The sequence below is a fragment of the Erwinia sp. MYb375 genome, from assembly GCF_037479175.1.
In the GTDB taxonomy this organism is placed as follows: Bacteria; Pseudomonadota; Gammaproteobacteria; order Enterobacterales; family Enterobacteriaceae; genus Erwinia; species Erwinia rhapontici.
Map to the genome: position 1 here is coordinate 1,084,436 of NZ_JBBGZS010000023.1, position 18,465 is coordinate 1,102,900.

15 protein-coding genes are annotated in these 18,465 nt (G+C 53.8%); all 15 read right to left on the reverse strand.

All coding sequences use genetic code 11. The features are described from left to right. Positions 1 to 135 precede the first annotated feature (135 nt). The 15 genes from cheZ to otsA all read right to left on the reverse strand — a co-directional run bounded on the left by cheZ (position 136) and on the right by otsA (position 18,461). Positions 136 to 780, reverse strand: coding sequence for a protein phosphatase CheZ (cheZ, locus tag WH279_RS17955; protein WP_339457908.1), 645 nt, complete (start codon positions 778 to 780; stop codon positions 136 to 138). Between the two features lie 9 nt (positions 781 to 789). Next, complete coding sequence (gene cheY / locus WH279_RS17960; RefSeq protein WP_133841764.1) at positions 790 to 1,179, reverse strand: chemotaxis response regulator CheY; 390 nt, start codon at positions 1,177 to 1,179, stop codon at positions 790 to 792. 36 nt (positions 1,180 to 1,215) lie between these two features. Beyond that, on the reverse strand, positions 1,216 to 2,265 hold the full coding sequence (locus WH279_RS17965; RefSeq protein WP_062746328.1) for a protein-glutamate methylesterase/protein-glutamine glutaminase: 1,050 nt from the start codon (positions 2,263 to 2,265) through the stop codon (positions 1,216 to 1,218). Continuing rightward, positions 2,265 to 3,137, reverse strand: coding sequence for a protein-glutamate O-methyltransferase CheR (gene cheR, locus WH279_RS17970; RefSeq protein WP_339457909.1), 873 nt, complete (start codon positions 3,135 to 3,137; stop codon positions 2,265 to 2,267). The genes WH279_RS17965 and cheR overlap by 1 nt, the downstream gene beginning before the upstream one ends. Positions 3,138 to 3,217: 80 nt before the next feature. Beyond that, complete coding sequence (locus WH279_RS17975) at positions 3,218 to 4,774, reverse strand: methyl-accepting chemotaxis protein (RefSeq protein WP_339457910.1); 1,557 nt, start codon at positions 4,772 to 4,774, stop codon at positions 3,218 to 3,220. A 109-nt stretch (positions 4,775 to 4,883) separates the two neighbouring features. After that, the gene (locus WH279_RS17980; protein ID WP_200642369.1) at positions 4,884 to 6,563 is read right to left on the reverse strand and encodes a methyl-accepting chemotaxis protein; all 1,680 of its coding nucleotides are present in this window, start codon (positions 6,561 to 6,563) and stop codon (positions 4,884 to 4,886) included. A 204-nt stretch (positions 6,564 to 6,767) separates the two neighbouring features. Beyond that, positions 6,768 to 8,435: a methyl-accepting chemotaxis protein gene (locus WH279_RS17985; RefSeq protein ID WP_339457911.1), complete on the reverse strand. Its 1,668-nt coding sequence runs from the start codon at positions 8,433 to 8,435 to the stop codon at positions 6,768 to 6,770. 310 nt (positions 8,436 to 8,745) lie between these two features. Further along, complete coding sequence (locus tag WH279_RS17990; RefSeq protein ID WP_339457912.1) at positions 8,746 to 10,416, reverse strand: methyl-accepting chemotaxis protein; 1,671 nt, start codon at positions 10,414 to 10,416, stop codon at positions 8,746 to 8,748. A 141-nt stretch (positions 10,417 to 10,557) separates the two neighbouring features. Continuing rightward, positions 10,558 to 11,055 carry a chemotaxis protein CheW gene (gene cheW / locus WH279_RS17995; RefSeq protein ID WP_339457913.1) on the reverse strand — a complete coding sequence of 166 codons (498 nt, stop codon included), beginning with the start codon at positions 11,053 to 11,055 and terminating at the stop codon, positions 10,558 to 10,560. A 24-nt stretch (positions 11,056 to 11,079) separates the two neighbouring features. Further along, on the reverse strand, positions 11,080 to 13,080 hold the full coding sequence (gene cheA, locus WH279_RS18000; RefSeq protein ID WP_339458770.1) for a chemotaxis protein CheA: 2,001 nt from the start codon (positions 13,078 to 13,080) through the stop codon (positions 11,080 to 11,082). Between the two features lie 10 nt (positions 13,081 to 13,090). Continuing rightward, a complete protein-coding gene (gene motB, locus WH279_RS18005) occupies positions 13,091 to 14,122 on the reverse strand; it encodes a flagellar motor protein MotB (protein ID WP_339457914.1) in 1,032 nt (343 codons plus the stop codon). Then, positions 14,119 to 15,003 (reverse strand): flagellar motor stator protein MotA, encoded by an 885-nt coding sequence (gene motA, locus WH279_RS18010; RefSeq protein ID WP_339457915.1) that lies wholly within the window; start codon positions 15,001 to 15,003, stop codon positions 14,119 to 14,121. The genes motB and motA overlap by 4 nt, the downstream gene beginning before the upstream one ends. 130 nt (positions 15,004 to 15,133) lie before the next feature. Then, a complete protein-coding gene (flhC, locus tag WH279_RS18015; protein WP_200642364.1) occupies positions 15,134 to 15,712 on the reverse strand; it encodes a flagellar transcriptional regulator FlhC in 579 nt (192 codons plus the stop codon). Then, entirely contained in the window at positions 15,712 to 16,065 is a 354-nt protein-coding gene (gene flhD / locus WH279_RS18020; RefSeq protein WP_133841755.1) for a flagellar transcriptional regulator FlhD, read from the reverse strand. The genes flhC and flhD overlap by 1 nt, the downstream gene beginning before the upstream one ends. Before the next feature lie 965 nt (positions 16,066 to 17,030). After that, entirely contained in the window at positions 17,031 to 18,461 is a 1,431-nt protein-coding gene (gene otsA, locus WH279_RS18025) for an alpha,alpha-trehalose-phosphate synthase (RefSeq protein ID WP_200642363.1), read from the reverse strand. Between the last annotated feature and the right edge of the window lie 4 nt (positions 18,462 to 18,465).

The following is an 18,465-nucleotide window of genomic DNA, read 5'->3' on the forward strand; positions in this document are numbered from 1 at the left end:
CAAATTCGCGCAGGGGTAATGCCACGAGTAAACGTGTAAATAGGGGGTTATTTACGGAATGGAGAAAAGACAGTGCCCGCACAGGATGGCGGGACACCGTTTTAAAGCAGGGGCAGAAAGGCTCTGCCCCTGTTATCAGAAGCCGAGGCTGTCCAACAGATCGTCAACCTGATCCTGGCTTGCCACCACATTGGGGGCCGCCGCATTAATCTGCGGGCCGTTCAACAGGCTGTCGGTATCTTTCTTCACGCGCGTACTCTGGTCTGGAATGTTTTCCATGAGGACCGTCAACAATTGACGCTCAATTTCCTGGATCACATCCATCATACGTTTAATCACCTGCCCGGTCAGGTCCTGGAAATCCTGAGCCATCATGATTTCCATCAGCTGAGCATTGGTGAAGCCAGTATGTTCCGGTACCGCGTCGAGATAACCACGAGTATCCGAAACCAGAGAGCGGGCATCTGACAGTTCGATAGGATTCTCGAACCATTCGTCCCAGCGAACTTTCAACGCCTTCGCCCCATTCTCCATCACTGTCTGACGAGGCTGTGCAGCCTCGACGCAGTTTAAGGCACGTTCTGCTGCCTGGCCGGTCATTTGAATCACATAATCAAGGCGATCGCGGGCATCTGGGATCGCCTCTGCCGCTTCTGCGATGGCCTGATCAAGACCTAACTCACGCAGGCTGTCGCGCAACATGCGCGTCAGTGAACCAATTTTAGAGATAATGTCCTGCGCTGAAGCTGCATCAACATTTGGTTTCGGAATAGTGTTCATCTCAGCTCCTTACATACCCAGTTTTTCGAAGATCTTACCTAACTTCTCTTCCAGGGTAGCCGCTGTGAATGGTTTAACCACATAGCCGCTGGCACCCGCCTGCGCAGCCGCAATAATGTTCTCTTTCTTGGCTTCTGCCGTCACCATCAGTACCGGTAACTTACTCAGCGCACCGTCTGCACGGATGGTTTGCAACAGTTGCAGACCATCCATATTCGGCATGTTCCAGTCAGACACCACGAAGTCGAAACCGCCTGCACGCAGCTTGTTCAGCGCGTCCACACCATCCTCTGCTTCTTCAACGTTGTTGAAACCCAGTTCTTTCAGCAGGTTACGGACGATACGACGCATTGTATTAAAGTCGTCGACCACCAGAAACCGCATATTTTTATCTACCATACCTACTCCCGTAATGTGTAGCCCGCGAGGACCGCGTTAGATACGCAACGCCTGTCCGGCGCTAATTTTTGCCAGCATATGCTGGCTGATTTGGTGAAGATCCACCACCTCACTGGCTCCCCCGAGGGCAATAGCCTCTCGTGGCATGCCAAATACGACACAGCTCGCTTCGTTCTGGGCAATGGTCCAGGCACCAGCTTTATTCATCGCCAGTAGCCCGGCAGCGCCATCGTTACCCATGCCGGTCAGGATCACGCCAACGGCGTTACGACCGGCAAACTGCGCCACTGAGTTAAACAACACATCGACCGACGGTTTGTGACGATTAACCGGCGGTCCATCATTCAGTTTGACCTGATAGTTCGCGCCGCTGCGCGTCAGTTCCATATGCATCGCTCCCGGCGCGATGTAAGCATGTCCGGGCAGGATGCGCTCACCGTCTTCCGCTTCTTTCACCGTAATCTGGCACAACTTGTTCAGACGTTCGGCAAACGATTTGGTGAATCCCGGTGGCATATGCTGCGTAATCAACAGCGCCGGGCTGGTCGCCGGCAACGGTTGCAGCACATGTCGAATGGCTTCGGTTCCCCCGGTAGAGGCACCAATGGCAATCAGTTTTTCACTGCTCAGCAACGGCCCGGCTTTCAGCATTACCGGGGCCGGCTGCGGCCCACGCGTATGCAGACGAGCACGGGAAGCGGCGCGTACCTTGTCAGCAATCATCTGACTGTAGGCCAGCATCCCTTCGCGAATACCCAGCGAGGGTTTAGTCACAAAGTCGACAGCCCCCAGCTCCAGCGCCCGTAGCGTAATTTCAGAGCCTTTCCCGGTCAGTGAGGAAACCATCACCACCGGCATCGGGCGCAGACGCATCAGCTTTTCCAGAAAATCGAGGCCATCCATGCGCGGCATCTCGACATCCAGCGTCAACACATCCGGGTTAAACTGTTTAATCAAATCCCGTGCCACCAACGGGTCTGGTGCCGAGGCCACCATCTCCATATCGGAATGACTGTTGATAATTTCGGTCATCAACTGGCGCATTAATGCTGAATCATCAACACATAAAACTCTGATTTTACTCATTATCTTTCCTTAGTCAGTCCATAGACCGTCTGGCCACGCAGATAAAATTCTTTGCTAATCTGGCTGAAATTTTCTGAGTGACCGGCAAACAGTAAGCCGCCAGGTTTCAGTAACGGAACAAAGCGTCGTAAGATCTTTTCCTGTGTTTCTTTATCGAAATAGATCATCACGTTACGGCAAAAAATCACATCAAACTGTCCCGGTAGCGCCCAGTCGTTGGCCAGCAGATTAAGCTGGGCAAAGGTGACCATATTGGCCAGCTCCGGGCGCGCACGCACCATGCCCTCATGAGGACCGGTGCCACGCAGGAAATAACGTTGCAACTGCTGAGGCGAAAGCGTGCGCAGCTCTTCCTGGCGATACACACCCGCCAGTGCTTTTTCCAGCACCTGAGTATCAATATCGGTGGCGTGGATCTGGAATTTACCCGGACCGGTGCCCAGCGTTTCGGCCAGCGTCATGGCGATAGAGTAAGGCTCTTCCCCCGTCGAGGCGGCCGCACACCACACGCTATAATTGCCAGTACGGCGTTTCGCATGCTCTGCCAGGATCGGAAAGTGATGCGCCTCGCGGAAAAAAGCCGTCAGGTTAGTGGTCAGGGCATTCACAAACGCCTGCCATTCAGCGCTGTTAGGATCATTTTCCAGCAACGCCATATAACGACCAAAATCATCGATATTCAGCGTGCGCAGCCTGCGGACCAGGCGGTTATAAACCATTTCCCGCTTATGATCGGCGAGCACTATGCCAGCTCGCTGATAAATCAGCTGACTGATACGCTTAAAGTGCGTATCGGATAACGGCAAGCGCTGTACCATCTGCGACAGCAGCGTTGCGTTTTCCGGTGGAGCTAACAACGTCGATTTCTTCATGTAGCCATCCTGCAAAGCGCGGATAAAGATATTAATAGGGTGTCTCGTTCCCGCCAGCCTGAAGGCCTGAGGAGCGCTCTTTACTCTGCACGCTCATCCAGCGCGAAACGGCTGACTGCCGCCGTCAGATATTCTGCCTGTGCTTCCAGTGCGCCCGTTGCCGCTGCGCCCTCTTCGACCAGCGCGGCGTTCTGCTGGGTCACCTGGTCCATCTGGCTGACAGCCAGTGCAACTTGTTCAATACCGCGTCGCTGCTCGTCGCTGGCGGCGGCGATTTCGCCCATAATGCCGTTCACACGGTTCACCGACTGGACAATTTCATCCATCGTTTCCCCGGCGGAGGCCACCTGCTTCGCCCCCTGATCAACCCGGCTTACCGACTCTTCAATCAGTGATTTAATCTCTTTTGCGGCCTGCGCACTGCGCTGGGCGAGGTTACGCACTTCACCTGCCACCACGGCAAAACCTCGTCCCTGTTCCCCGGCGCGGGCGGCTTCTACCGCGGCGTTCAGGGCCAGGATGTTGGTCTGGAAAGCGATGCCATCAATGACGCTGGTAATATCAGCAATTTTCTTCGAGCTGCCCGCAATCGCGTTCATCGTCGTGACCACGTTGCTCGTCAGCGAACCGCCTTTATGAGCGGTGCCTGAGGCTTCACGCGCCAGGTCTGACGCCTGACGGGCGTTATCGGCATTAGCCGAGACCGTCGCCGTCAGCTGTTCCATGCTGGCCGCCGTCTGCGCCAGTGATGCCGCCTGCTGTTCAGTACGGGCTGACAGATCATCGTTTCCGGCCGCAATTTCATGAATGCCGGTTTGCATGGCACGACTGCCGTCGCGCACATCACGCACGGTGGACGCCAGCGCCTGCTGCATATGCTGGAGACTGGTAAACAGCTGGCCCAGCTCATTGCTGCCGCCGTCTTCCACTTTTCCGTTCAGATCACCGGAAGCGATACGTTCAAAATGGCTGCGCATGCGCGCCAGGGGGGCAATCAACCCCTGCTTCGACCACCATAATCCGGCCAGCGTCACCAGCAGTGACAGCGCGACCGCGACCAAGAAAATCACTTTCGACTGCGCGTAGAAGCCTTTACTGGCGTCCCCTGCATGGTCACGCAGCGCATCAATATGTTTCATCCAGAGGCTGTACTGCACCTGGAATTTGTCCTGTTTACCCTGGGTGGGCGAATCAAGAAACGCCTGCAATTGATTGTTTTGCAGGTAAGCGATCAGCTGCGCCAGTTCGCTGTAATAAGCGTCATAGGTAGCAGCGATCTCTTTTTCTAACGCCACCCCTTCCGGTGTCACGGCAGGGATAGCTTTGAATGTTTTAAACGCTTTGTCGGCCTGATCGAGGTCGCTTTGCGCTTTGGTCATCAGACTAACGACCTGTTCGCGGGGCAGATTGAGTGCTGCACGGGTTCCCGCACGGCTCAATGTCACGCGGGTACTGAGCAGTGCCGCCCAGCTTTCACCCAGCGCATCACGCTGGTCACCGCTAATTTCTACCTGATGAATGTTGTCTGCATCCAGACGGAACGAGTTGAAGGACAACCCACTGGCAATAATCTGCATCAGGCAGAAAAGTCCGAGCAGGGCGATAATCGTGCCAGATATACGTAAACGACTTAACATTGCGCACTCCCCGGGAAGGTCACCTGATACAGGCAACAAAAAAAATTCTTTTTATCGGGCCGCCCGTTCAACGGGCTGGCCCTTTATCACATCACTTCATACAAACGGCTTAAAAGGTTTCCCAGTTATCGTCTGAGTTGCCCGGCGGCAGCGCTTTACGCGTGGCTGGCGGGGGTGTCAGCAGAGGAGAAACCTTGCCTCTGTTGTTATTAACGGCCGCGATGACATTTTCTTTACGGATTCGGAACACAGCAACGGCCTGAGTCAGACGACTTGCCTGATCTTCGAGCGATGCCGCAGCCGAAGCGGACTGTTCTACCAGCGCGGCGTTCTGCTGAGTCACGCGGTCCATTTCGTTCACGGCGGTGCCGACCTGGTCAATACCCCGGCTCTGCTCATCGCTCGCGGAGGCAATCTCCCCCATGATATCGGTCACGCGGGTCACCGCGCTGACGATGTCATTCATGGTTTCACCGGCGCTTTCTACCAGCACAGAGCCGGTATCCACACGCGCGACAGAGTCCTCAATCAGCCCTTTAATTTCTTTCGCTGCCTGCGCACTGCGCTGGGCCAGGTTACGCACTTCACCCGCCACCACGGCAAAACCACGGCCCTGTTCACCGGCACGCGCCGCTTCCACGGCCGCGTTCAGTGCCAGGATATTGGTCTGGAAGGCAATACCGTCAATCACGCTGATAATGTCAGCAATCTTCTTCGAACTGCCGGCGATGTCATTCATGGTTTTCACCACGCCGTCCACCACTTTGCCGCCCTTCTGCGCGGTTTCTGACGCGCTGAGGGCCAGCTGAGAAGCCTGACGGGCATTCTCGGCGTTCTGTTTCACCGTTGAGGTTAACTGCTCCATACTGGCCGCTGTTTCCTGCAATGCGGAGGCCTGCTCTTCGGTACGCGAGGAGAGATCGTTATTCCCCGCCGCAATTTCGCTGGCCCCGGTGTAGATAGCATCTGAGCCGTCACGCACCACGCTCACGGTTTTGATCAGTTCCTGCTGCATATGCTGGAGGCTGATCGCCAGTTGTGCCATTTCATTACGCCCTTCCACATCGATTTGCTGCGTCAGATCGCCGCTGGCAATGTGACGGATATGGTCGATGCTGGATTTCAGCGGACGTAACAGGATCTGATGAATACCTGTCCAGACCGTCGCGATGATCACCACAGAGATAAGCAAAATCGCCAGCAACACCCAGATAGCACGCTGATAGGCACTCTCATTCTGTGCCGAACCCGCTGCGAGCATTGAGTCGGTATGGGCTAACCAGACGTCATAGGCTTTTTCGAACCCGTTCTGGAAACCAGTGGTGGGCTGGTCAACGAAACCTTTAAAGTCTCCGCTGGTCAGCATCTGGATCAGCTCGACTAACGCGCCGTGCAGGATCTTGTAGTTCTCGTTCACACCTTGCACATGCGGCAGGTTGAGCACATCCGGTGGCAGCTCTTTGTTATATTCACTGAACTGCTGTTCTGCGGTCGCCAGCTGCGTTTTGGCCAGCGCGACGAGGTCAGTAACGGTTGAACCGCTGCCCTGCCCTTTATCGTCCAGCAAATAGCGCGTTGCTGCGCGGTTGAGTGTATTACGTGTTTGTACCAGCGCTATCCATGCAGAGGTGAGATTGGCCTGTTCCCGGCGAATCTGTTGTGTCAGGCTGAAGTTTTCTTTATCCCCTTTCAGAGACTGGAAAAATAAGCCACCAGAAATCAACTGCAATGAACCAAAAATGACCAGGACCAACACCAGGCTGGTCACGACTTTCATACGCTTAAACATACCTTTCCCCAATTGGATAGCTACTGCTGAGAGATTTATCGGCAATTACACGGGGATCTTTATCAGCGAATGCAGATAAACGGGGAAAGAAGCGGGCGGGGGATGCCCGCCCCTACATTTTGTAGGGGTCGGGCATGCCCGACCCGTATTCACAGCGGTCATCAGTCGGGCATGCCCGACCTGCTGTTCAGGTTGATCAGATTATCAGAAGGTTTCCCAGTGACTGTCGCTGGAAGACGGTGCCGTCAGCTTAGGCTGTTTTGCTGTAGCGGTCAGCGTCGGGCGCTTCAGCAGCACGGAGGGCGCACTGCTCTGACGGCTGATGCGGAACACCGCCACCGCCTGCGTCAGGCGGCTTGCCTGATCTTCGAGCGATGCCGCAGCCGAAGCGGACTGTTCTACCAGCGCGGCGTTCTGCTGGGTGACGCGATCCATTTCGTTCACGGCGGTGCCAACCTGGTCAATACCCCGGCTCTGCTCGTCGCTCGCGGAGGCGATCTCCCCCATGATGTCCGTCACGCGGGTCACCGCGCTGACGATGTCATTCATGGTTTCCCCGGCGCTTTCTACCAGCACAGAGCCGGTATCCACACGGGACACCGAGTCCTCAATCAGCCCTTTAATTTCTTTCGCTGCCTGCGCACTGCGCTGGGCCAGGTTACGCACTTCACCCGCCACCACGGCAAAACCACGACCCTGTTCACCGGCACGCGCCGCTTCCACGGCCGCGGTCAGTGCCAGGATATTGGTCTGGAAGGCAATACCGTCAATCACGCTGATAATGTCGGCAATCTTCTTCGAACTGCCGGCGATGTCATTCATGGTTTTCACCACCCCGTCCACCACTTTGCCACCTTTCTGCGCGGTTTCTGACGCGCTGAGGGCCAGCTGAGAGGCCTGACGGGCATTCTCGGCGTTCTGTTTCACCGTTGAGGTTAACTGCTCCATGCTGGCCGCCGTTTCCTGCAATGCGGAAGCCTGCTGCTCGGTGCGGGATGAGAGGTCGTTGTTGCCGGCAGCGATTTCACTGGCCCCGGTGTAGATGGCATCCGATCCGTCGCGCACCACGCTGACGGTTTTGACCAACTCGTCCTGCATATGTTGCAGGCTGGAAGCCAGCTGCGCCATTTCGTTTCGCCCTTCCACCGCGATCGGACGCGTCAAATCACCACTGGCGATACGACGAATATGCTCAATGCTGGTCTGTAGCGGACGCAACAGAATATGGCGGATGCCAGTCCAGACGCCGAAAATCACCATCAGGGAGAGGATCAGCACACTGCCGAGGATCCACACCGCCTGACCGTATGCGCGCAGATTTTCATCTGCCCCAGCCGCAGCCTGTGCATCATTTTTCGCCAGCCACGCGTCATAGGCATGAGCAAAGCCGTCCTGGTAACCCTGGGTAGGCTGGTCAAAGAATTCGTTAATTTTCCCGGCATTCATCAACTGGATAAGTTCGCTCAGTGCGCCATGCAAAATCTGATAGTTCTGCTGAATGGCCTGCACGTTCTCAGCGGTTTTCCCTTCTTCTGACAGGCGGGAGTTCCACAACTCATAGTTCTGGTCAGCAATGGTCAATTGCCCCTGTGCATCGGCCAGCAACTGTTTGACGGCATCGCTGATGCCTTCGCGGTTAGCATCCAGCGTGTAACGGATACCAGAACGGTTGAGGGTATTACGCGCCTGAATCAGCGCGATCCAGGACTGGTTGAGGGCAGACTGTTGTAGACGAAGCTGTTGGGAGACGGCGAAGTTATTTTTATCACCTTTGAGGGCCTGGAAGAATAAACCGCCAGTGATTAATTGCAATGAACCAAAAAACACCAGAACCAGAATCAGGCTGGTGACGACCTTCATACGCTTAAACATAATGTTCCTTATTAGCCAGTTGACGATGCTGTTATCGGCAGGCGTATTCAGATCTTTATGTCGCGAAATAATCAGAAAACCAGTGACTCATGTGGCTGGAGAGTTATTCATCACGATGAAACAGTTTATTATCGTTGCGGAGATAAACTATTAACATGTTTGGCGCCTTGCATTACGGGTCGATCGAAAAAGACGATCGCCCCCGACGGAGGCTGAACAGGTGGAGGTGAGGAGGTATGTCGCGATGGGGAGTGGCCGACCGTCTGTTTCGGTCGGCCAGCAAGGGCAATCGAAAATCACCCCTGTAAAATCAGAACGTTTCCCAGTTTGAATCAGACACGGGTGCGGCTACGGCAGGTGCCTTGCGCGCTGGGGTGCCCTTCAGTGCCGGACGCTTCAACGGTGCCGGTGCCGCACTGCCCTGACGGGCAATACGGAATACAGCCACAGCCTGCGTCAGGCGGCTGGCCTGATCTTCCAGTGAAGCGGCCGCCGAAGCAGACTCCTCGACCAGTGCGGCGTTCTGCTGCGTCACGCGGTCCATCTCGGTCACTGCCGTGCCGACCTGATCAATACCGCGACTCTGCTCATCACTGGCTGAAGCAATCTCACCCATGATGTCCGTCACACGGCTCACCGCATTGACGATATCCGTCATGGTTTCCCCGGCGGTGCCCACCAGCGCAGAACCGCTGTCCACACGTGAGACAGAATCTTCAATCAGCCCTTTAATTTCTTTCGCTGCCTGCGCACTGCGCTGGGCCAGGTTACGCACTTCCCCTGCCACTACCGCAAAACCACGGCCCTGTTCACCGGCACGCGCCGCTTCGACTGCCGCGTTCAGTGCCAGGATATTGGTCTGGAAGGCAATACCGTCAATCACGCTGATAATGTCGGCAATCTTCTTCGAACTGCCGGCGATGTCATTCATGGTTTTCACCACGCCATCCACTACTTTGCCGCCTTTCTGCGCGGTTTCTGACGCGCTGAGCGCCAGCTGAGAGGCCTGACGGGCGTTCTCGGCATTCTGTTTCACCGTTGCCGTCAACTGCTCCATGCTGGCCGCCGTTTCCTGCAACGCCGAAGCCTGCTGCTCGGTGCGGGATGAAAGATCATTGTTACCGGCGGCGATTTCGCTGGCACCCGTGTAAATGGCATCAGAACCGTCACGCACCACGCTGACCGTTTTCACCAGCGACTGCTGCATATCATGCAGACTGGAGGCCAGCTGGGCCATCTCATTGCGGCCTTCTGCCTCAATTTTCTGCGTCAGATCGCCCGATGCGATACTGCGGATGTGAGCGATAGTCGCCTGCAACGGACGAATCAAAATATTACGCAGGCCAAACCAGCACAGCACAATCAGTGTGATCACCAGCACCATGACGGCGGCGATGGTCCACAGCATATGCACATAGGCTTCGTGGTTCTGTTCAACGCCCTGCGCACTCAGCTGGTTTTGCACCTTACGCCATTCGGTATACACCGCCTGCATGGCAATCTGTTTCTTTTCAATGTTCTGTTTGAACATCGCGTCCAGCTGTTTGTTTTCCATCTGCTGCGTCATCGCGACAAGGGCATTCACATAGTCGGTATAGCGCTGCTTAAGACGTTCGGTCAGTTCTGCATCCATACCCGGTGTCGCGGGCGTTGCCAGGAAGGCATCGTAAGATTGTTGAGCGGTGACCAGTTGCTGTTTTGCCTGCGCACTCAGCGTAGACAGGGAGGCGCTGCTGCCGCTGTTCGCGGCTTCACTCTGAATGCGTAACATGCCACGGTTCAGGGTGATGCGTGTCTGGTTGAGCGTGACCCAGGCATCGGTAAAGAATGAGACGTTATCATTTGCCGTTTCAGAAACCGCAAAGCTGTTTTTGTCGTGCGTGAGCGCGTTGATAAACAAGCCGCCCGCCGCCAGTTGTAAAAATCCGAAGATAAACAACACCAGAATCAGGCTGGTGACGACTTTAATACGCGTGAACATGAGTAAACCCTTGGTGAAATAAATGAAATAACAGTGGTGGTATCGGTTACCAGGTGGGGATCTTTATGTTGCTGGGAGTTTAGTAACTAAAAGAGGCGAATCAGTGATTCGCCTCTTTTTTTAACACACTGAAAAAAGCGATTACGCGCTGCGGAGGGTATCCATCAGCGCCATTTCTTCGCTGCTTAACAGCTTCTCGATGTCGACCAGAATCAGCATACGCTCACCCAGTGCACCCAGACCTGTCAGATACTCCGTCGACATGGTGACCGCGAACTCAGGGGAAGGACGGATCTGATCCTGCGTCAGGGACAGCACGTCAGAGACGCCGTCAACGACGATACCTACTACGCGCTGTTCCAGATTCAGAACGATCACCACGGTATTGTCGTTGTACTCGACATCAGGCTGCGCTAATTTAATACGCAGATCGATAATCGGGACAATAACGCCACGCAGGTTGGTCACACCTTTAATAAACGCCGGGGTGTTAGCGATACGCGTCACCTGGTCGTACCCACGGATTTCCTGAACTTTCAGGATATCAATTCCGTACTCTTCGTCACCCAGCGTAAACACCAGGAACTCCTGACCCACGGTTTCGCCGGCGAGTTTAGTGACAGTGGCCATTCCAGTCATAATTCTACCCTTAATCAGTTATTGTCAGGCTGCGGCTCCCGCCACACGCTTTTCACGGTTCAGAGACTGCAGTGCTGAGACATCGACGATCAGCGCGACACTGCCATCACCAAGGATGGTGGCAGCAGAGATGCCCGGCACTTTGCGATAGTTGCTTTCCAGGTTTTTCACTACCACCTGGTGCTGACCGATCAGTTGATCAACCAGCAGCGCATAACGTTTTCCGGCGCTTTGCAGGATGACAACAATCCCCTGCGTGGCTTCGGTTTTGGCCCCCTGGACCTCAAAGACGTTCCACAGCTCAACCAGTGGCAGGTACTCACCACGCACTTCCAGTACGCGTTCGCCGCCTGCCAGTGCTTTCAGGTCGTCCGCCAGCGGTTGCAGTGATTCCATGACCGCATTCAGCGGCAGGATAAACACTTCGTTCGCCACGCGCACTGACATCCCATCGAGGATCGCCAGCGTCAGTGGCAGCAGGATACGGATTGTGGTGCCCTTACCCTGTTTAGACGAAATTTCAACGTGGCCACCCATTTCCTGGATATTACGTTTCACCACGTCCATGCCAACGCCACGGCCGGAAACATCCGTCACCTGCTCAGCGGTCGAGAAGCCCGGGGCGAAGATCAGCATGCCGACTTCTTCGTCGCTCATGGATTCGCTAACCGGCAGGCCAGAGGACAAGGCTTTCGCCAGAATACGTTCACGGTTCAGACCTGCACCATCATCGGTGACTTCGATGCAGATGTTGCCGCCCTGATGTTCCGCGGACAGCGTCAGGTTACCGATCGCATGTTTGCCCACCGCCTGGCGTTTGTCAGGCGTTTCGATACCGTGGTCGAGGCTGTTACGCACCAGGTGCGTTAACGGATCGATAATACGTTCGATCAGGCTCTTATCCAGTTCGGTCGAGCTACCCATCAGGGTCAGTTCAACTTCTTTACCCAGCTTACTGGCCAGGTCACGCACCAGGCGCGGGAAGCGGCTGAAGACGTATTCCATCGGCATCATACGAATCGACATCACCGACTCTTGCAAGTCACGGGCGTTGCGTTCCAACTGCCCCATGCTGTTGAGCAGATCACCGTGGTTAACCGGGTCAAGTTCACCGGAGCGCTGGGCCAGCATTGACTGGGTAATCACCAGTTCGCCGACCAGGTTGATCAACTGATCGACCTTCTCTACCGCCACACGGATACTGGTGGATTCGTTAACTTTTGGATTAGCGACTTTTTTCGCCGGCTCGCGCTTCAACTGCACAATGTCACTGACGCTGGCCAGTTCAGGTTCTGCAGCAACGTCAGCTTCCGCCACGGCGTCAACAACCGGGGCTTCCGGCATGGCGCTGGCGATATCCACCACATCAGCCTGCGGGAAGTGGATCTGCGATTCGTCGATCACGAAGCACAGCACGGCAACGATATCGTCTTTACCGACAGAGGAGTCGAGTGTGGCTTCCAGTGAATCATCACCTTTTACCGCATCGGAAACCGTACCCAGGTTACCCAGCTCTTCCAGCATCAGATCGGCTTCGTTCGTCTTCAACCCGGTCAGTTTAATGCGCAGACCGCTGGCCGCTAAGGAAGGCGTGCCACCCGCTGCAACAGGCGCGATCTCGGTGACCGGTGCTTCGCCTTTGGCTTCCAGCGCGAGCTGACGTAAGGCCTGACAAATGTATGCAAACGTCGCGGCATCGGGTTCCGAGGCGGTTTTATACGCATCTAGCTGTTCCTGCATAATATCTTTGGTTTCCAAAAACAGATTGATGATATCGGTACTGAGCTGCATTTCGCCGCGGCGCGCACCGTCGAGAATATTTTCCAGAATATGCGTGGTTTCCTGTAAAACAGTGAAACCAAAAGTACCCGCCCCGCCTTTAATCGAGTGGGCAGCCCGGAAGATAGCGTTTAGCTGTTCCGAATCTGGTTCCTGCGGGTCAAGACCCAACAGGTGTTGTTCCATGTCCGCCAACAATTCGTCGGCTTCGTCAAAGAACGTCTGGTAAAAGTCGCTGATATCCATGCTCACGGTATCACCTCGGCTGTGAGTCGCGATCGGTCTGGGTCGTCGGTGCCGGTGCAGCAGGTAACGAGGTTACCGGTGCAGCGTTACTGACAGGCTCAGCCTGTGATTGTTGAGTGTCTTGGTTTTTTGTGGCAGTGGAAGGAACTTCCGGCGCCGCTATCTCTTTAAGGCTACTTGCATCGTTAATCTGTACTGCATCACTCTCGGCATTTTCGCGCTCAATCTGCGCTTCGGTGTCATGGTTTAACACCAGCAGGCTGATACGTCGGTTTACCGAATCGTTTCCGCCGCGGTTTTTCAGTTTCATGGTGTCAGACATGCCCACCACGCGCAGCATCTTGCCACCGTCCAGTCCTCCCAGTACCAGCTCGCGCCGTGATGCATTGGCGCGGTCGGCAGAGAGTTCCCAGTTACTGTAGCCACGGTCACCCCCGGCATACTGGAAATCATCGGTATGGCCCGCCAGGCTTATCCGGTTCGGAATATCATTCAGAATCGGAGCAATGGCGCGCAGAATATCGCGCATATAAGGTTCAACTTCAGCGCTACCGGTTTTAAACATCGGGCGGTTCTGGCTATCGATAATCTGAATACGCAGCCCCTCTTCCACCATGTTAATAATCAGGTGCGGACGCAGAGCACGCAGTCGCGGGTCAGCTTCAATTAGCTGGTCCAGCTTCTCACGCAGGCGGTTAAGACGAATCTCTTCCAGCTTGCGTTTCTGCGCATCCATATCCACGACTTTATGTTCTTCGCCGATCTTCTCCGTCGGGTCCCGGCCACCGCCAGGGATTGGGCTTGAGCTATCGCTGCTGCGCTGCCCGCCGGTTAACGCCACTTTCAGCGGCGTTTTAAAGTAATCGGCAATCTGGATCAATTGTTGAGGACTCGAGATTGAAATCAGCCACATCACCATAAAAAAGGCCATCATTGCCGTCATAAAGTCGGCGTAGGCGATTTTCCATGAACCGTGCGAGCCGGCATGCTTATTCGACTTTTTCCGCTTTACCAGCACAATGGGGTGATTGTTATGCTTCATGCGTCTTGGTCCGAAGTCTGCTTAGTGGATTTAGCATTACGCACATGCTCTTCCAGCTCGGTAAACGACGGTCGGTCGGTTGAATACAACGTCTTACGACCAAACTCCACCGCAATTTGCGGGGCATAACCGTTGAGGCTGGAAAGCAGCGTGACTTTAATGCACTGCATCATCTTGGTGTTCTCTGCACACTTCTGGCGTAATACACCCGCCAGTGGAGAGATAAAACCGTACGCTAACAAAATACCGAGAAAGGTTCCCACCATCGCGTTGGCGATCAGCGCACCCAGTTCCGCCGCAGGCCTGTCCGCAGAAGCCAGGGTATGAATAACCCCCATCACCGCTGCCACGATACCAAATGCCGGAAGTGAGTCACCCATCGTCGCCAGTGCCGTTGCCGGGACATCACACTCGTGTTCGTAGGTTTCAATCTCTTCGTCCATCAACGCTTCGATCTCAAAGGCATTCATATTGCCGCTGACCATCAGGCGTAAATAGTCGGTAATAAAGTCCACCAATCTTTTATCGGCAAGAATGCGCGGGTAATTAGCAAAAATCTCACTTTCCTGTGGATTTTCGATATCGCGCTCCAGCGACAGCATTCCCTGCTGGCGCGATTTAGCCATCAGGCGATACAGCAGTGCCATCAAATCCATATAAACGGCTTTATTGTATTTCGCGCCACGCATCAGCAACGGTAGCGACTTCAACGTCGCTTTAATCGCCTTACCGTTGTTACCAACGATAAACGCACCGATACCGGAACCGGCAATAATCAGCACCTCTGAGGGTTGGTATAATGCGCCAAGATGGCCGCCGACCATTGCGAAGCCGCCTAACACCGACCCGAGGACAAGGATGTAACCCAATATAATCAGCACAAATAATCCTTACGCTGCAAACGTGTGGGTGGAAGGGAGCCAGAATAAACAGGGGGAACACCAGACGTGGGGCAAAAAAAAAGCAGCGGTCAAAGACCGCTGCTGGATTCACTCCACGTGGCGAACACTATTAAACGGCTTGTTTAACCTGTTCATCCAGCAGTTGTGAATTGTTATCGGCAGTTTCTGGAATAAGTTTACGTCTTTTTACCGCTCGAGATGGCGGTTGGCACAGGCTGCAGGTGAAGCTACCCACGGGCTGATGCGCATGGTTAATAAAGCTTCCGCCGCAGCATTTGCAACCGGTCAATTCCAGCATGCCACTTTCAACAAACCGGACCAGGGTCCAGGCGCGTGTCAGCGCCAACAGCGGGCCCTCGTCCTGTTGCGGGCACTGTTCCAGGTAGAGACGGTAAGCTTTGATCACCGCTTCCACGCCAGTACACAACCCGCTTTTCACCATAAACTGCCAGGCATTGCAAAACATGGAAGCATGAATATTCTGCTCCCAGGTCATGAACCAATCGGTAGAGAATGGCAGCATGCCTTTTGGCGGTGGGCTACCGCGCAACTCTTTATACAACTTAATTAAGCGACCGCGGCTCAGCTGCGTTTCGCTTTCTAACATTTGTAAGCGTGCGCCCAGCGTGATGAGTTCCATCGCCAGCTGAATATCGCGCGCTTCCTGAACAATACTTTTCTCAGCCATTAGCTCGCCACCCTCTTTTTCGGTGTCTCATCATCTTTCGAGACATCACGTAATAAGCGACTGGATAACAAGATGCCTGTGTGGATCTGTTGCAAGTCGTCCACGCGAGATTCCTGAGTGAGACGGCTGATTGACTTGTGGTCGTTGAAACGGAACTGACACACCAATTGATTGGTTTCGGCCAGTTTAACCATTTCAGGCAATGTTAACCCTGCAAGCGCATCGGCCATTGGCTCATCGATGCCCAGACGGAACATTGCTGAAGCTTTTTCCTGGTTAATTAAACGTTGTGCGAGCAATAAATATGACAAGTTGATGTCGTAAATATGTTTGAGTAATTCTGATGTACCCATTTTTTTTCCATCCTGACTGACACTACTTTTAACGTGTGCGGCTGAGGCCGCTACCATGGTTGCTGGTTGGTAAATCTAAAGATGGCAAAAAATTTAGTGGCAAACGCCAAACGTATAAATAAGCTGTCTTGTTTTTCGGGAAACCAAGCCAGGAAATAATCATGAACTCATTTTGCCAGTGGCCATTCCTGAGCCCTCTCTTCCCTGACCCCGTCCGTGACTTCTTGTTACATTCTTTTAAGACTATTCCGAAAACAAGGCAACTCTATCCCCTCTATTCCTGGGATACAACGAGAAGCCAGCCAAATTTTAGATAAAGTGTGACGTAGGTCACACTTTTAAGGCAAATACTTCCCAAAAACCCATCAGCAATACTGTTGATTAGCTCACTAACTAACCATTTCAGTCATTTTTTGTAAATTTCATACCGTGAGTAACCATCATCAGTCCAAAAGCGGACTAATTGGTATATTAAAGCGAAGCGGCTGAGGCGAAGCGGCAATAACTGGATGTTAATATCGCACTAAATACAACAAACAGGATTTAATGCCAAAAAAGACACTAAGGAAGACGAGTATGGTTAGTTACTCACGGTGAATATTTGACCGCTACATGAAGTCAAAAATGTGACATAGCGCAGGTTTTTTACAGGAAGTGATAATGCTTTGTAAGCAGTCAACCCCTTACGTTCAGCCTGTGACAGCAGATGTAAACAAGCGTTACATAAGTGATATGAATGTTTTGGCGGGAGTTTTAGGAATTACCTTATGAGTATCGACAAAAGACCAAATTTCTTTAGTGAAAAGTGGATTTTTTTTAGTTTCTATGGGCCAGATGAGTGTTTTTTCCACAATTAACCGCATAAATAGCGATGTGGTGATCGGGAATGGTTAAGCGGCAGGCGATAACATCAGGGGGCATCGCCCCCTGTTACGAACCGTTCTTATTTAGGCTGGACCGTCTTATCAGGCTAGTTTGGGAAAGGCGGCCACATTATTCTCCTTTTCCTGCACCCGCCCTTCCTGCGGCAACGCCCGCAGATCCTTCAGGTAGCTCTCACGCCAGTGGGTGATGTCGTTTTGGCGCAGTACGGTCATCATATCGTTGTAGCGCGATATTCGCTCCGTCCGCGACATGGTCATCGCCTGGTTCAGTGCGGCAGCAACCTCATCCCGATCGTAAGGGTTGACGATCAGGGCTGATGTGAGTTCATTGGCCGCCCCGGCGAAGCGTGACAGTACCAGCACACCGGGATCATCCGGGTCCTGTGCCGCCACATACTCTTTCGCCACCAGATTCATGCCGTCACGCAACGGCGTCACCAGGCCGATATCCGTCAGACGGAATATCTTCATCAGCAGGCGGCGGTCAAAATGCTGGTTAAGGTAGTAGAGTGGCGTCCAGCCCAGCGTGCCGTATTTCCCATTGATGCGCCCTGCTTCCGTTTCCAGCTGATGGCGAATGTCCTGATAGGCCTGCACGTCACCGCGCGAAGTCGGCGCAATCTGTGAGTAGCGGATTTTCCCATGATGCTGTGGGTAGTTTTCCAGCAGCGCCTCATAGGCCAGAAAACGCTCCGGCAATCCTTTCGAGTAGTCGAGCCGCTCACAGGCAATGATGTTTTGCGCATCACCTAAATCTTTCTTCATTGCCACCATTTTCGGTGGCAACGGCCCTTCAGCCATCTCTTTGATACTGTCGGGCTCAATCCCTATCGGATAGACTTCGGTGGAGAACCGGTTACCAAACGCACGATGGGATTTCCCCTGGGTGGACAGCGGCGTGAGCAGCGACACACACTCGAGAAACGCGATGCGATCGCTTTCTGTCTGGAAGCCCAGCAGGTCGTAATCGCACATCATCTCCAGCAGATCGGCATGAGGGGGCAGCGCGTTGAAGATTTCCGGCGTTGGGAACGGGATATGCAGGAAGAAACCAATGCGATTATTAATGCCCAGCTTGCGCAGCTCTGCGGCAAACGGCAGCAGATGGTAATCATGGATCCACAGCACATCGTCTTCTTTTAATAGTGGCTTTAAACGTTCAGCCAACTGGGTATTCACGCGACGATAACCCTCCCACGCTTCGCGCTGGAAATTCACCAGGTCGAGGCGGTAATGAAAGGCAGGCCACAGTACAGCATTCGAGAACTGGAGGTAATACAGGTCATAATCGTTCTGGTTCAGGCCAAAGGAGGCATAAGTGATGCCATCCTGCTCAAGCATATTGAGCTCGTCATCATCCTCACCAATTTCATTAATCTCTCCATTCCAGCCGTACCAGACGCCTCCTGTGGTTTTCAGCGCATCGACAATCCCGACGGTGAGCCCCCCTGCACTGGCCTTACTACCATCGGGGATGGCAATACGGTTAGATACAACAACTAAGCGACTCATAACC